This window comes from Pseudomonas sp. MM227, from assembly GCF_947090715.1.
GTDB lineage: Bacteria > Pseudomonadota > Gammaproteobacteria > Pseudomonadales > Pseudomonadaceae > Aquipseudomonas > Aquipseudomonas baltica.
In genome coordinates, this window is sequence record NZ_OX352319.1 from 1,598,575 (window position 1) to 1,611,773 (window position 13,199).

The window sequence follows — 13,199 nt, forward strand, 5'->3', positions numbered from 1 at the left end:
GGGCCTGAACGGCACGCGTTGAACCTGGAGAATCGTTGCCTCGTGAACCCGCAGAGCTTGTCTCACCGCCTGGAGCAGGTCGCCGCTCAGGTCCCCGCCGGCGCGCGTCTGGCTGACATCGGTTCGGATCATGCCTACCTGCCGGTGGCCTTGGTGTTGCGCGGCATCGTCTCTCGGGCGGTGGTCGGGGAGGTCGCCCGGACACCGTTTCTGGCGGCCCGGCGCAGCGTTGACGAGAACGGGCTGGCGCATTGCATCAGCGTGCGCCAGGCCGATGGCCTGGCGGCAATCGAAGCGAGCGACCGGATCTCGGCGGTGACCTTGTGCGGGATGGGCGGCGAAACCATTCGCGACATTCTGCAGGCGGGCAAGGCTCGTTTGTGCACCGGCGAGCGGTTGATCCTGCAGCCCAATGGCGGTGAACGCCACCTGCGGCAGTGGCTGATGGACAATGGCTATGGCATCCGCCATGAAGAGGTGCTGCGGGAAAATCGCTTCGACTACGAGATCATCGTCGCTGACCCTGGCGAGCCGGTCGCGTACAGCCCACAGGAATTGTTTTTCGGGCCCTTGCAACTGCAGCAACGCACGCCGGCGTTCCTGGCCAAGTGGCAACGCCTGCTGCACCTCAAGCGCCGCACCCTCGAACGCCTGGCCCACGCCCGGCAGACCGGGCTCGACGGCAAACGCATGGAGCTGGCCGAACACATCGACTGGATCGAATCCCTGAATCCCCGCTAACCCTACGCATAAAGCACGGTTTTACCAATCGATCGCCTGCCCATCCCAGGCCCAGAAGCTGCCGGTCTGCGTCGGTCCGTGCTGGCCGATCAATTCGAGCAGGCAGCGTGCGGCGAAATCGGGGTCGAACAGTTTGCCGGCCGGCACGTTGGCTTGAAAGGGCTGGGACAGGCGGGTGTCGGTGGTGCCCGGGTGCAAGGCCAGGACCGTGGCGGCGGGGTTCAAACGCTTGAGCTCGATGCTGGCGGTGCGCAGCAACTGGTTGAGCGCCGCCTTGCTGGCGCGATAGCTGTACCAGCCACCCAGACGGTTGTCGCCGATCGAACCGACGCGGGCCGACAGCGCCGCGAAGGTCGCCGGCTGTTTGCGCAACAACGGCAGCAGATGCTTGAGCAGCAGCACCGGCGCAAAGGCATTGGTGGCAAAACTGGCCTGCAGACTGCTCAGCTCCAGTTGCGCCAGACCTTTTTCCGGCCGCGCGCCGTCTTGATGCAGAATGCCCAGCGTGCTGATCACCAGGTGCAAATGATTGCAATCGCCCGCTACTGCACTGGCCAGCCGCTGCAGCGCCTGCTCATCGCGCGCATCACAATCATGGGTGACCAACCGCGATCCATGGCGCTGGGCCAATGCCGCGAGTTCGACGCTCGTGGTGGCCTCGCGGGAGACCGCAAACACCTGCGCGACATCCTCACGCTGCAACAGCTGCTCGCATAACGCCAAGCCGATGCCCTGACTGGCACCACAGATCAGCGCGCAGGCGCCACTGGATAGATCGGGTATCAACGCCATGCTGCACCGCCCGGGACAAGGATCATACCGATAGGACCCGGCACTGCGGTCGAACGTTCTTGGGGGCGTTCATGGATAGCTACCCTGCGCCCTGACAGGCGACCGCACACTGCCGCCGCATGGCCCGTGACGCGCCACCCGAACTCGCGTCAGTCCTGCTCGGCGGCCGGGCGCGGGGCATCGTCCTCGAGCGCCAGCTTCGCCCGATCGGCCTTGCTGATGTAGCGGTCCTTGCTCTGTGGTGCCAGCTTGGCGCTGGCCTTCTTGGCGTGTGCCTGCAACAGCTGTTTGATTTTCTTGCGGCGATTCATGGCGTGGCCCAGGCGGAAAGTGGGGCGATGATACCAGTACGGCTCATCGACCCGCTTGTTGCGCCCGATCAGAAGCTGTACTTGGCCGTCAGCATCAGGTTGCGCGGATTGCCGTAGCTGTCGCCGCCATAGCTGGTCGAGTTGGCGATGGCATTGTAGTACTTGCGGTCGAACACGTTGTTGGCATTCAACTGCAGGTCCAGGTTGCGGTTGACCTGATAGCCGGCCATCAGGTCGGTGATGGCATAGCCACCCTGTTCCAGGCGGTAGCGGCTGCCGTCGGCCAGGTCGATGTCGTTGTACAGGCGGCTCTGCCAGGACAAGGTGCCGCCCACGCGCAGTTTTTCCAACGGGCCCTGGAAGCGGTAGCTGGTGGTGACCTTGAACAGGTGCTCGGGAATGTCGGTGTCGAAACGCTGGTTTTCATTCTGTGGGTTCGCGTTGTCCTTGAGCGTGTGGACCCGCGCGTAGGTGTAGCCACCGCCCACCTGCCAGTTATCGGTCAGCGCCCCTTGCAGCTCGAAGTCGATACCCTGGCTGCGCACCTCGCCCGAGGCTTCGTAGCAGCTGAGTTGCGGGCAGTTGTCGACGAAGATCTGCACCGCGCGGTTTTCCTGGTCGACCCGGAACAAAGCCAGGCTGGCGTTCAAGGCGCCGTCGAAGTACTCGCCCTTGATGCCGATTTCGTAGTTCTTGCCCACGATCGGCTTGACCGGCGTGCCGCTGGTGTCCTGCGCGCTCTGCGGGGTGAAGATATCGCTGTAGCTGGCGTACACCGAATGGTGGTCGTCCAGCGTGTAGATCAGGCCGGCGTAGCGGGTGACGTTGCGAGTCACCTTGTAGTCGCCTTCGCCGTCGCGATTGTCATAGTCGTACCAGTCCACCCGACCACCCAGGATCAGCTTCAGCGGGTCGGCAAGGCTCAGCCGCGTGGTCAGGTACACGCCATCCTGGGTAGTGACTTCGCGGCCGTTGTCGGTGTGGGTGAAGTTCGGCTTGCCGGCGTCGATCGGCCAGTTGGTGTCGTACGGGTCGTAGTTGTGGGTGGTCATGTCGTAGATGCGCTTGCTGGCCCCCACGACCAGTTCGTGGGTCCGCCCGAACGCCTGGAACGGGCCGCTGGCAAAGGCATCGAGGCCGGCCTGGTTTTCGTCGTGGGCGGACTGGTAGACGGTACGTGCCAGCGTGTTGTTGACCCAGCGCGACTGATAAGAGCCGGAGAACAAGCCGTTCTGCTCGGCGTAGTTGGCGTTGACCTGCAGGTTCCAGTCGTTGGCCAGGCGCTGGCGCACTTCGGCGAACACGGTATTGATTTCCTGGTCCTTGTTTTCCCAGTCGGTACCCGGATTGTAGGAACGCGGCAGGTCCAGATGATGGCCGTCCTGGCCGATCATCGAGGAGCCCCAGAAGTAGTTGGTCTTGTCTTTCTGATGGGAGAAACCGAGGGTCAGCAGGGTGTCTTCGCCCAGGTCCGCCTCGGTGACGGCGTAGAACAGGCCGTGGTCCTCTTCGACGCCGTCGATGAAACTGTTTGCGTCTCGGTACGAACCCACCACTCGGCTCCGCAGCGTGCCGGCCTCGTTGAGCGGGCTGGACGCGTCGATCTCGCCACGGTAGTCGTCGTGGCTGCCGGCAGCGCCGGTCAAGGTCACCTTCTGCTCGGCCAATGGCCGTTTGCGCACCAGGTTGATCGCCGCCGAGGGGTTGCCGGCACCGGTCACCAGCCCTGTCGCGCCGCGCACGACCTCGACCCGATCGAACATGGCCAGGTTGGGCTGGGCACCGATGGTGACGCCCGAATAGCCGCTGGGTATGCCGTCGTACATCAGGTTGTCGATGTCGAAGCCGCGCGCCGAATAGGCCTGGCGGCCGGGGCCGTTGGCATAGTTGAGGAACAGGCCCGGGGTGGCGCGCACCGCATCGTTGATGCTGGTCATGGCCTGGTCATCCATGCGCTGACGGGTGATCACGGTCACCGATTGCGGCGTTTCGCGCAGGCTCAGCGGCAGCTTGGTGGCGGTTGCCATGGCGCCGGTGGTGTAGGACTGCGAGCCTTCGGTGAAGCTGCCCAGCTGGAACGAATCCGAGGTGATCTGGCTGGCACCCAATTCGATGACACCCGGGGCCGTCTGTCCTTGGGTCTGGGTGCCATCGGCGGCCAGTGCCGGGGCCATCGTGGCCATGCAGATGGCCATGGCCAACAGATTGCGCGGAGCGTGGGGGCGTTGCAGCGGGGTAGGGCGTGACATGTAAAGCTTCCTGGCCAGACAAGGTTAATGCGAATCGTTAGCACTATTGTCTCAGAAAATTCCTACACATGGCGCAGGCGTATCAAAAAAACCGCCTTCCTTTCTGCGAATTGCTCGCTGGCTTGTAGGAGCGGTCATCGGCCGCGAACCCGGCGCCACGATGCATCAGCCGATCCGTGGCGCTCCATTCGCGGCCAATGACCGCTCCTACGGGGTCCCGGATGTACCGGTGGTCGCGGCCAGGGCCTACAGGGCCGACGCGTCACCCATATGTCACATTTCATGTCTAGCTTCGATCATCACACCCCGGGCGCCGGCCTTCTTCCCTACCGCAAAGAGCCGCCATGGAAATCGATATCTTCAAAGACCTGCTGGTCCCCGTCATCGGTGGTCTGGGCATCTTCATGCTCGGCCTGGAGTTCATGTCCGATGGCATCAACAACCTGGCGGCCAACCGCATGCGCGCCTGGCTCGCCAAGCTGGCCGGCACGCCGGTGAAAGGATTGGCCGCCGGCACGGTGATCACCGGCGTGCTGCAGTCGAGCACGGCCATGACGGTCATGGTGGTTGGCCTGGTCAATGCCGGCGTGGTCGGATTGCGACCCGCCATCAGCGTGATCATGGGGGCCAACATCGGCACCACCCTGGGCAACGGCCTGATCGCCATGCCGCTGGGTCCGCTGGGGCTGATCTTCGCCGGGGTGTTCGCCCTGGTCTACGTGTTCAGCAAGAGCGAGAAAACCCGTCACCTGGCGCTGGCCATCATTGGCTTCTCGCTGATCTTCTATGGCCTGAACCTGCTCACCGGCGGCCTCAAACCCCTGCGCGGCCTGCCCGAGGTGATGTCGGTCATTTCCAGTCTGCAGGCCGACAGCTATACCGGGCTGGCCATCTGCGTGCTGACCGCCGCGGGCATCACCGCGATGATCCATTCGTCCTCGGCCACCATCGGCATCGTCATGGGCCTGGGCGCCGCGGGCATCCTGGACTGGCAAACCGCCGTCGCGTTCTCCCTGGGCGCCGACCTGGGCACCACCGTCACCTCATGGCTGGCTTCGCTGAACCTGTCGAAGAACGCCAAGCGCGCCGCTTACGCGCACATCGCCTTCAACTTCATCGGCGTCGCAGTGATGTTTCCGCTGTTCTTCCTGTCCATGGACATCCTGCAAGGCGCCATGGGCCTGTTCGGCATGGACGTCACCCGCTCGGAAATGGTCGACGGCAAGGAAAGCTTCCCGCTGGTGCCCGTGGCAGTGGGGCTCTATTCAATCGGCTTCAATATCTTCAACACGGCGCTGATGTTTCCCTTCATCGGCGTGTTCGACCGCGTGCTGTCGCGCATCGGCGCCAGCCGCAGCGACGAGGAGGACTACGCCGTGCCGCGCTATCTCGACCGCGCCGCGCTGGCCAGCGTGAACACCGGTGTCGCGGCGGTCAGCCAGGAACTGACCCGCCATGGCCAAGGCATGGGTTTGCTGCTGGATGCGGCGCGTGGCCAGTCCCAGGCGCTGAAGAACGCCACGGAACATGAGCACGCGCTGGACACCCTGAGCCAGGAGATCCGCGGCTACACCGCGCAGATGTTCAAGAACGATCTGACTGCGCGCCAGACCAACCTGCTGGCCAGCCTTATCGAGGAAGAGGATTTCAGCGCGAGCCTGACCCGAACCCTGTCGCAGATCACCCGCCGCATCGAGCGTCAGGTGTTCAGCGCCAACGCGCGCAAGATCATCGACGCCATCCTCGATATCGTCGAGCCGGCAGTGCGCAAGGGGCCGCAAGGGGTCTACCTGCCGAATGCCCACGCCAAGGACTTGCTGGCCTTGCGCGAACGTTGCCTGCAGGGCGAACAGAAGCTTGGCTGGGATGAACGCGGCGCGATTCTGGCATTGCTGGGCAGCGCCGAGCGCGCGCTGAATCTGGTCCAGCGTATCGCTGAGGAACGCCTGTCGGTGTCGCGTGAACTGGACCAGGGCGAACCAGCCACGGCGGCCGACCATGCCCCGGCAGGGGTGTTGGCCAAGCCGCTGTAACCGACCTGGGGCTAGCGCGCAGCGGCCGCTGGCGAAGCGTGATACCAGGGTCGCAGCAGGCTGAGCAGGCCCAGCAGCGCCATGCCTGCGCCCACCCAAAGGGGCGCTCGCAGGCCCAGCCCGGCATCGATCACCGCGCCGCCGGCCCAGCTGCCCAGTGCCAGCCCGGCAGTGATGACCGAGGTGTGCAGGGTGTTGACCAGTGCGCCGGGCTCGGCGGCTTTCATCACGCGCGCGACCATGGCCGGGTTCAATGCCACCCCGGTCAGGCCGACCGTGAGGAAGCAGGCCAGGTTCAGCCAGAACACCTGGCCGGCCAGGGCGAATCCGCCCAGGGCCAGTACCAGCAGCGCCAGGCCCCAACCCAGCGCCGCGTAGGTGTGCCGATCGGCGATGCGCCCTACCACCATGTTGCCGAGCACGTTGGCCACGCCGTACAGCGCCAGCAACGGCGCCACCTGGGCGGGCGCCACGCCGACTTCCTCGATGAGGATCGGCGTGCAATAGCTGAAGGCGGCGAAGGTGGCGCCGATGATCAGTCCGCTGGTGACATAGGCACCCCACAGGCTGCGATTCTTCAGGCTGATCCACTGGCTGCCCAGCGACGGCTCGTCTCCAGCCTCGGCGCGAGGCAGGCGGGTGGCAACCAGCACCGTGCACAGCGAGGCCAGCGCCACTACCAACCAGGCACTGGCACGCCAGCCATAGTGATGCTCGACCCAGGCGGTCGCCGGCACGCCGGCCACCGGCGACAGCATTAGCCCGGCCAGCACCACCGAAATGGCCCGGCCGCGGTCCTGCAGGCTGACCAACCCCGCGCACAGGGTCATGCACAGGCCGATGCAGGCCGCGCTGGAAACCCCCATGACGATCCGGGCCAGTGCCAGCACCGTATAGGTGGGCGCGGCCGCGGCCAAGGCGCCAGCCAGCACATACACCGCCAGCAGCCCGACCAGGGCGCGCTGATTGCTGATCCCGCGCGACAGCAGCAGAACCGTGACCGGCGGTCCGCCCAAGGCCATGCCCAGCGCATACAGGGCGATCAGGTTGCCGACCTGGGCCAGGCTCACGGAAAACGCCGAGGCCAGGGCAGGCATCATGCCCGCCACCATGAACTCGGCAGTCACCAGCGAGAAAATCGTCAAACCCAACAGGTAGACGGTTGGCGGAAGCTTGGAACGGGTGGTCATGGGCATCTCGGACAAAAATGAAGCTGGCTACCCTAGGGATTCTTGAACGAATGGTCAAATAACCATTGGCGCTGTACTCATGCCCGGCGACGGTCGGCGCCGACGCTTGCATCGCGCGAGCGGCGCGGCGATGCTCACAGGCTTTTCCAACCGAGAGCGCTGTCATGCCCTGCGTAACGCAAAGCCCTGCCGAACTGGCCATGGATGAAACCCTCTGGAAGGACGTTGCAGCGCGTTACCCGCGCGACGATGGGCCAATCAACCTCGATGGCGGCTATTTCGGGCGCATGAGCGAGGGCGTGGTACAGGCCTATGAAGATGCGATCAGGCAGGTCAACCGCGGCAACTCGGTGCAGGTCCGTGAGCATTTCGACAAGCACCAGGCCGAAGCCATCCGCCAGCAACTCGCCGAGCTGATGGGGGTACCCGCCGACGAGCTGGCTTTCGCCCGCAGCGCGTCGGAAGCCCTCTATTCCCTGATCCGCAATTACCAGCGTCTGCAGCCGGGCGACCAGGTGCTGATCAGCGACCTGGACTACGGCTCGGTACAGGGCGCTTTCGACTGGCTGCAGCAGGCGCGCGGGGTCGAGCTGGTCACCCTGGTCCATGCCCACCCTGCAACCCACGACGGCCTGCTGCACAGCTACCGTGAGGCCTTCGCCACCCACCCACGGCTCAAGCTCATGGCGTTGACCCACGTTACCCATCGCACCGGCCTGGTCATGCCGGTCAAAACCATCGCCACCGAAGCCCGTGCGCATGGGATCGACGTGATTCTCGACGGCGCGCACTCACTGGGCCAGATGGAGGTCGATCTCGCCGACATGGGCGTGGAAATGGCGGGCTTCAATTTGCAGAAATGGATCGGCGCGCCGCTCAGCCTCGGAGTCATTCACGTACGCCGCGAGCGCCTGGCCGATTTCGCTCCCGATATGGGCAACCCCAGCTACCCGGCCGACGACATACGCTGCCTCACACCCTATGGCACCCCCAATGTACCGGCGCTGATGAGCCTGCCGACAGTGTTCGCCGAACACCAGGCACTGGGGGGCTGGCAGGTGAAAGGTGCACGCCTGCGCTACCTGCGCGACCTCTGGTTGCCGGCGGCGCGTGCGCTGCCCGGCATTGAAGTGCTCACGCCGGACGATCCGCGCCTGGCGTGCGGCATCGCCTCGTTCCGCTTTCGCGACGTCGAGGATCAACAAGGCAAGATCGACCAGTTGCTGGCGCAGTTCAATATCTTCACGGTGGCCCGCGCCGGCTCGGCGTGCGGACCCTGCATACGGGTGACGCCAGGCATCAACACCACGCCAGCCGACATGTATGCCCTGGCGAGCGCCTTGACGCTGATGAGCAAGTGACTGAACGCGGTTGCACTACAAGATCTGCGCGGCGGGCGCCGCGCAGATCCAGATCACCCAAGGGCAGGGCGCCCCCAGGCCGGCCTCAACGGTTGGGGGTGACCCGCCAGATGGTGTTGGCCAGGTCGTCGGCGATGATCAGCGCACCGCGAGGGTCGACCGTGACGCCCACCGGGCGGCCGCGGGTCTTGCCATCGTCGCCGCGGAAGCCAGTGGCGAAGTCGATAGGCTCGCCGGCGGGTTTGTCACCGGCGAACGGCACGAAGATCACCTTGTAGCCCACGGGATTGTCGCGGTTCCAGCTGCCGTGCTCACCGACGAATGCACCCTGGGCAAATTTCTCGCCCATGGCCGGGATCGAGAAGTCCACACCCAGTGCAGCCACGTGGGAGCCCAGGCTGTAGTCGGGCTTGACCGCAGCGGCGACTTTCGCCGGGTTCTGCGGCTGAGCGCGGGAATCGACGTTCTGGCCCCAGTAGCTGTACGGCCAGCCATAGAACTGGCCTTCACGTACCGAGCTCAGGTAGTCGGGCACCAGGTCCGGGCCCAATTCGTCACGCTCGTTGACCACCGCCCACAACTGGCCGGTCCCCGGCTGAATGGTCAGCGCTGTCGGGTTGCGTATACCGGTCGCGTAGGGCTTGTGCGCACCGGTCTGCGCATCGATCTGCCAGACCATGGCGCGGTCGATCTCGACCTCCATGCCGCGTTCGGTCACGTTGCTGTTGGAGCCGATGCCCACGTACAGGTAGCGCGCGTCGTCACTGATGGCCAGCGACTTGGTCCAGTGGTGGTTGATCGCCGACGGCAGGTCGGCCAGTTTGGTCGGTGCCGCGCTGGCTTTGGTCTGCCCGTCGGTGTAGTCGAAGCGCACCAGGGCATCCTGGTTGGCCACGTACAGTTTGCCGTTGGCATAGGCCAGGCCGTAGGGCGCGTTGAGGTTTTCCGCGAACACCGTTTTCAGCTCATAGGTGCCGTCGCCATCGGCGTCGCGCAGCAGGGTCAGGCGGTTGCCGCCTTTGACCTGGGTGTTGCCCTGGGCCTTGATGTAGCTGGCGATCACGTCCTTGGGCTTGAGCTTGGCGGCGCTGCCGCCGCGACCCTCGGCCACCAGGATGTCACCGTTGGGCAAGACCAGGGTCTGCCGCGGGATGGCCAGGCCGGTGGCGATCGCGCTGATGGTATAGCCTTGCGGCACGGTCGGCTTGCTGTCACCCCACGCCACCGGCTCGGCGATCTTCATGCTCGGCAGCAGGCCGCGCTGCGCTTCCGGCAACTTCGGGTCGGGCCCGCGTGCCTGGGTGCTGTCGGCTTCGCTGCCGCAGCCGGCGAGCAACAGCGCCATGCTCAAGGCCGTCAATGCGCCTGAATATTTCATCGAACACCTCCCGAACGCAGATTGCTCAAGCCGATCCATGCCGCCACCAGCGACAGTACGGTCACCACCACCGACATGACCAACCCGGTGGGCATCACCGCCCAGGCATCCTTGGCATGCTCGAAGGCGTTCACCAGGCCCAGCACCCACGTGACCAGCAACAGCAGAAAATACAGCACCGCACGGCCGCCCTTGTGCTCGGCACGGATCAGGTTGATCAGCGCAAAGACCAGCGCCAGCCCGCAGAACACCAGGCCACCGGCGATGAGCCAGGCGGCGAAGTTGCTCCATTGGATCTGGTAGCTCTGGTAGTAGGCGATATCACTGAGCAGGGCGCCGAGAAACAGCGGCACGGTGCCGGCCAGAAAAATCGCATGCAGCGGGCCTGGCCTGTGTCGATAGGCGAGTTGGGTAGAAGTGGTCACGATTGTTCCTCATCGTTGGACAACATCGGCACGGGTGTACCGGCTCGTCAGGGGCGCAGGGTGCGCATAGCAAGGGATCGCCGACGCCAACTGTTAGTTCACCAGGCTTCGTGTCGAAATATTTTAAGCGGCGCATGCGCAGCCCTGCGCAATGGCCCGAGCCAGACGCCACCGGCCGTCGGCCGCCGCGATCTTCATTCAATCAATCGCCTCGAGTGGCCGATACAACGCCAGCCCATGCTTTCGCAGGGTTCCCCTTCTCGAGGTCTGTCATGTTCAAAACGTCTCTGCGCGCACAGGTCCTGGCGCTGCTGGCCACTGGGTTGCTGATCCTGCTGCTGATTGCCCTGGGCAGCTTCAAGTTTCTTGCGGCCAGCCTGGACGACTACACGGCGCTGGTGGCGGGGCCCCTGCGCGCCACTGAACTGGTCGACCGGGCCAACGTTCAGTTCAAGACCCAGGTGCAGGAGTGGAAGAACGTACTGCTGCGCGGGAAGGATGCCAAGGCGGCGGACAAGTATTGGGCGCAGTTCGAGGAGCAGGAGCGCGCGGTGGCGGCGACCTTGCAAGCGCTTGGCGAGCTGCCGGGGGTGCCCGCCGGCATCAGTCAGAATGCGCAACGCCTGCGCGCCGAACACGCGGTGCTGGGTGCGGCCTATCGCAAGGGGCGCGACGCCTTCCTGGCCAGCGGCGCCGATGCTGCCCGCGGTGACCGCGCCGTGGCAGGCGTCGATCGCGCTACCAGCGAGCAGCTCAATGCCCTGGTCAGCGAACTGCGTACACTCGCCGACGAACAATCGCTGCTGATCAACCACCAAGGCCACCAGGCGATCATCTGGGGCATCGCCATCATGCTGATGTCGGGCCTGTTGATCACGGCCCTGAGCCTGTGGCTGGTCAACCGCAACCTGGTCACCCCGGTACGCGATCTGATCGACTACGTAGCGCGCCTGAGCCAGGGTCATCTGGCCGAGCGCGTGGTCAGCCATCGTCGTGACGAGCTGGGTCGCCTGGCCGTGGCGGCGAACACCCTGCGTGATTTCCTCGCCGACACCTTCACCCGCCTGCAACGCAGCACGGCCGATCTGGACCAGGCCAGCGGCGAGCTCAACACCATCGCTGCAGTCATGCTGCAGGGCACCAGCGAGCAGTTCGAACGCACCGACCAGGTGGCCACGGCGATGCAGGAAATGTCTGCGACCGCCCAGGAAGTCGCACGCCACGCCGCTGGCGCAGCCACTGCGGCGGATGACGCCGACCGCGAAGCCCAGGACGGCGAGCAGGCGATGCAAGCCACCATCCATACCATCACCCGCATGCGCGGTGAAATTGCCGTGACCGGCGATGTCATTCGTCAGTTGCGCGACGACAGTGGCCGCATCGGCAAGGTATTGGAAGTCATCCGCGGCATTGCCGACCAGACCAATCTGCTCGCGCTCAACGCCGCCATCGAAGCCGCGCGCGCGGGCGATGCCGGCCGCGGGTTTGCCGTTGTGGCCGACGAAGTGCGTACCCTGGCGCAGCGCACCGCCGCCTCCACCCAGGAAATCCATCAGATCATCGACACCGTGCAGACCGGCGCGGTGAACGCCGTGCAGGCCATCGAAAGCGGGCAGAAGCGCAGCGACGAGGGCGCCGAGCAAGTGGTGGCGGCGGGTCAGACTCTGACCCGCATCACCCAGACCATCGAGTCGATCAGGGACATGAACCGGCAGATTGCCACCGCTGCCGAGGAACAGAACGCGGTGGTCGAAGACATCGCGCAGAATCTGGTGGAAATCACCGCCATCGCCACCACCAACCAGGGCAGCGTCGAGCGCACGCAGGCTGCCAGCAGCCACCTGCATCAATTGTCGGCGGAACTGGCTCAGGTCACCGCGCGTATCAAGGCGGCCTGATCAACCGCCTCGCCGCCAGCTGGCGCTACGTGCCCTTGGGCAGCAGCCGCGCCAGCTTGCGCATCTCCACTTCGGCCTTGGCCAGCTCCGTGGCCGACGCTTCTTCCCAGACCCGCTGCAGCGGCTGCAGGTCGGGCTCGACCTTGACCTTGATGCACCACTGGTGATGGTCGTGCCACGAGCCCAGTGCCGACTGCACCGCCTTGAGGGATTTCTCCGCCTTGGGCGACAGCGGCGACAGGTCCCCGAACGCCTGGATCAGGTAGCGAGTGCGCTTGACCAAGATCCGCAGTTCGTGGCGGTCGAACTCGGCATCCTTCAAGGCGTGCCGCAGCTTGCGCACGTGCTTGTCGAGGGTCTTGACCACGAGCTTTTCGAACGCTCGCGAGTGGCTGCCCAGTTCGCTGGCGCGGAACGCGGCCGACCAGGTGTCCAGCGCACTGAACAGGGCGTTCAGGCTCGAATGGTCGACGATCCCCCGATGCTCGCCTGCAAGCCGCGCGCGACGTTTCTCGGTCGCGCCGTGCAAGCCACGCCGCTCCAGCTCCTGCACCATGACTTCCAGATCGCGGGTGGGCGTGGTGAAGCGGCCCACGTTCTTGGCTGCGCTCAGCAGCGGTTGCAGCGCCGGCAGCGCACGAACCGGTATCAACAGGCTGCGAATGCGCCGTACGGCAATGCGCAGATCGTGCAGCGCCTCTTCGTCGGTCGCTGCCTGCAGACGTACCCGCGCATGAAAGAGCGCCACTTCCAGTGCGATGATCTCTTTCACATAGCTGTCGACAAATGCCATCGAATCCTCCAATAGATAGTCACGCAGC

The 13,199-nt window shown here is 64.9% G+C and carries 11 protein-coding genes; 4 read left to right on the forward strand and 7 right to left on the reverse strand.

Annotation, left to right across the window (positions count from 1 at the left end; all coding sequences use genetic code 11):
• The first annotated feature begins 42 nt into the window (after positions 1 to 42).
• On the forward strand, positions 43 to 741 hold the full coding sequence (locus ONG87_RS07295) for a tRNA (adenine(22)-N(1))-methyltransferase TrmK (protein ID WP_264382531.1): 699 nt from the start codon (positions 43 to 45) through the stop codon (positions 739 to 741).
• Between the two features lie 21 nt (positions 742 to 762).
• On the opposite strand, the gene ONG87_RS07300 is transcribed toward ONG87_RS07295, so the two are convergent.
• The 3 genes from ONG87_RS07300 to ONG87_RS07310 form a co-directional block, all read right to left on the reverse strand.
• The gene (locus ONG87_RS07300; RefSeq protein ID WP_264382532.1) at positions 763 to 1,533 is read right to left on the reverse strand and encodes an SDR family NAD(P)-dependent oxidoreductase; all 771 of its coding nucleotides are present in this window, start codon (positions 1,531 to 1,533) and stop codon (positions 763 to 765) included.
• Positions 1,534 to 1,682: 149 nt separating this feature from the next.
• Positions 1,683 to 1,844 carry a DUF2986 domain-containing protein gene (locus ONG87_RS07305; RefSeq protein ID WP_264382533.1) on the reverse strand — a complete coding sequence of 54 codons (162 nt, stop codon included), beginning with the start codon at positions 1,842 to 1,844 and terminating at the stop codon, positions 1,683 to 1,685.
• Between the two features lie 68 nt (positions 1,845 to 1,912).
• Positions 1,913 to 4,093 carry a TonB-dependent siderophore receptor gene (locus ONG87_RS07310; RefSeq protein WP_264382534.1) on the reverse strand — a complete coding sequence of 727 codons (2,181 nt, stop codon included), beginning with the start codon at positions 4,091 to 4,093 and terminating at the stop codon, positions 1,913 to 1,915.
• A gap of 344 nt (positions 4,094 to 4,437) precedes the next feature.
• Here ONG87_RS07310 and ONG87_RS07315 point away from each other — a divergent pair, with 344 nt between their 5' ends.
• On the forward strand, positions 4,438 to 6,126 hold the full coding sequence (locus tag ONG87_RS07315) for a Na/Pi cotransporter family protein (protein ID WP_122478967.1): 1,689 nt from the start codon (positions 4,438 to 4,440) through the stop codon (positions 6,124 to 6,126).
• An 11-nt stretch (positions 6,127 to 6,137) separates the two neighbouring features.
• Here the strand turns inward: ONG87_RS07315 and ONG87_RS07320 are convergent, their stop codons facing one another.
• A complete protein-coding gene (locus ONG87_RS07320) occupies positions 6,138 to 7,316 on the reverse strand; it encodes an MFS transporter (RefSeq protein WP_122797482.1) in 1,179 nt (392 codons plus the stop codon).
• 164 nt (positions 7,317 to 7,480) lie between these two features.
• On the opposite strand from ONG87_RS07320, the gene ONG87_RS07325 reads away from it, so the two are divergent.
• The gene (locus ONG87_RS07325) at positions 7,481 to 8,677 is read left to right on the forward strand and encodes an aminotransferase class V-fold PLP-dependent enzyme (RefSeq protein WP_264382535.1); all 1,197 of its coding nucleotides are present in this window, start codon (positions 7,481 to 7,483) and stop codon (positions 8,675 to 8,677) included.
• A gap of 85 nt (positions 8,678 to 8,762) precedes the next feature.
• On the opposite strand, the gene ONG87_RS07330 is transcribed toward ONG87_RS07325, so the two are convergent.
• Complete coding sequence (locus ONG87_RS07330; protein WP_122478964.1) at positions 8,763 to 10,055, reverse strand: sorbosone dehydrogenase family protein; 1,293 nt, start codon at positions 10,053 to 10,055, stop codon at positions 8,763 to 8,765.
• Positions 10,052 to 10,480, reverse strand: a complete 429-nt coding sequence (locus ONG87_RS07335) for a DUF2231 domain-containing protein (RefSeq protein ID WP_192057446.1) — start codon at positions 10,478 to 10,480, stop codon at positions 10,052 to 10,054. Before ONG87_RS07335 ends, ONG87_RS07330 begins: the two co-directional genes overlap by 4 nt.
• Before the next feature lie 272 nt (positions 10,481 to 10,752).
• Here ONG87_RS07335 and ONG87_RS07340 point away from each other — a divergent pair, with 272 nt between their 5' ends.
• A complete protein-coding gene (locus ONG87_RS07340) occupies positions 10,753 to 12,378 on the forward strand; it encodes a methyl-accepting chemotaxis protein (protein ID WP_264382536.1) in 1,626 nt (541 codons plus the stop codon).
• Positions 12,379 to 12,403: 25 nt separating this feature from the next.
• Here ONG87_RS07340 and ONG87_RS07345 read toward each other — a convergent pair whose 3' ends face one another.
• The gene (locus tag ONG87_RS07345) at positions 12,404 to 13,171 is read right to left on the reverse strand and encodes a CHAD domain-containing protein (RefSeq protein WP_264382537.1); all 768 of its coding nucleotides are present in this window, start codon (positions 13,169 to 13,171) and stop codon (positions 12,404 to 12,406) included.
• Between the last annotated feature and the right edge of the window lie 28 nt (positions 13,172 to 13,199).

What these genes read in the sequence shown, in the direction of transcription:
- ONG87_RS07320 (WP_122797482.1), bottom strand. Translation starts at nt 7,316, where the DNA reads ATGACCACCCGTTCCAAGCTTCCGCCAACCGTCTACCTGTTGGGTTTG.
- ONG87_RS07345 (WP_264382537.1), bottom strand. Translation starts at nt 13,171, where the DNA reads ATGGCATTTGTCGACAGCTATGTGAAAGAGATCATCGCACTGGAAGTG.
- ONG87_RS07300 (WP_264382532.1), bottom strand. Translation starts at nt 1,533, where the DNA reads ATGGCGTTGATACCCGATCTATCCAGTGGCGCCTGCGCGCTGATCTGT.
- ONG87_RS07340 (WP_264382536.1), top strand. Translation starts at nt 10,753, where the DNA reads ATGTTCAAAACGTCTCTGCGCGCACAGGTCCTGGCGCTGCTGGCCACT.
- ONG87_RS07315 (WP_122478967.1), top strand. Translation starts at nt 4,438, where the DNA reads ATGGAAATCGATATCTTCAAAGACCTGCTGGTCCCCGTCATCGGTGGT.
- ONG87_RS07310 (WP_264382534.1), bottom strand. Translation starts at nt 4,093, where the DNA reads ATGTCACGCCCTACCCCGCTGCAACGCCCCCACGCTCCGCGCAATCTG.
- ONG87_RS07305 (WP_264382533.1), bottom strand. Translation starts at nt 1,844, where the DNA reads ATGAATCGCCGCAAGAAAATCAAACAGCTGTTGCAGGCACACGCCAAG.
- ONG87_RS07325 (WP_264382535.1), top strand. Translation starts at nt 7,481, where the DNA reads ATGCCCTGCGTAACGCAAAGCCCTGCCGAACTGGCCATGGATGAAACC.
- ONG87_RS07330 (WP_122478964.1), bottom strand. Translation starts at nt 10,055, where the DNA reads ATGAAATATTCAGGCGCATTGACGGCCTTGAGCATGGCGCTGTTGCTC.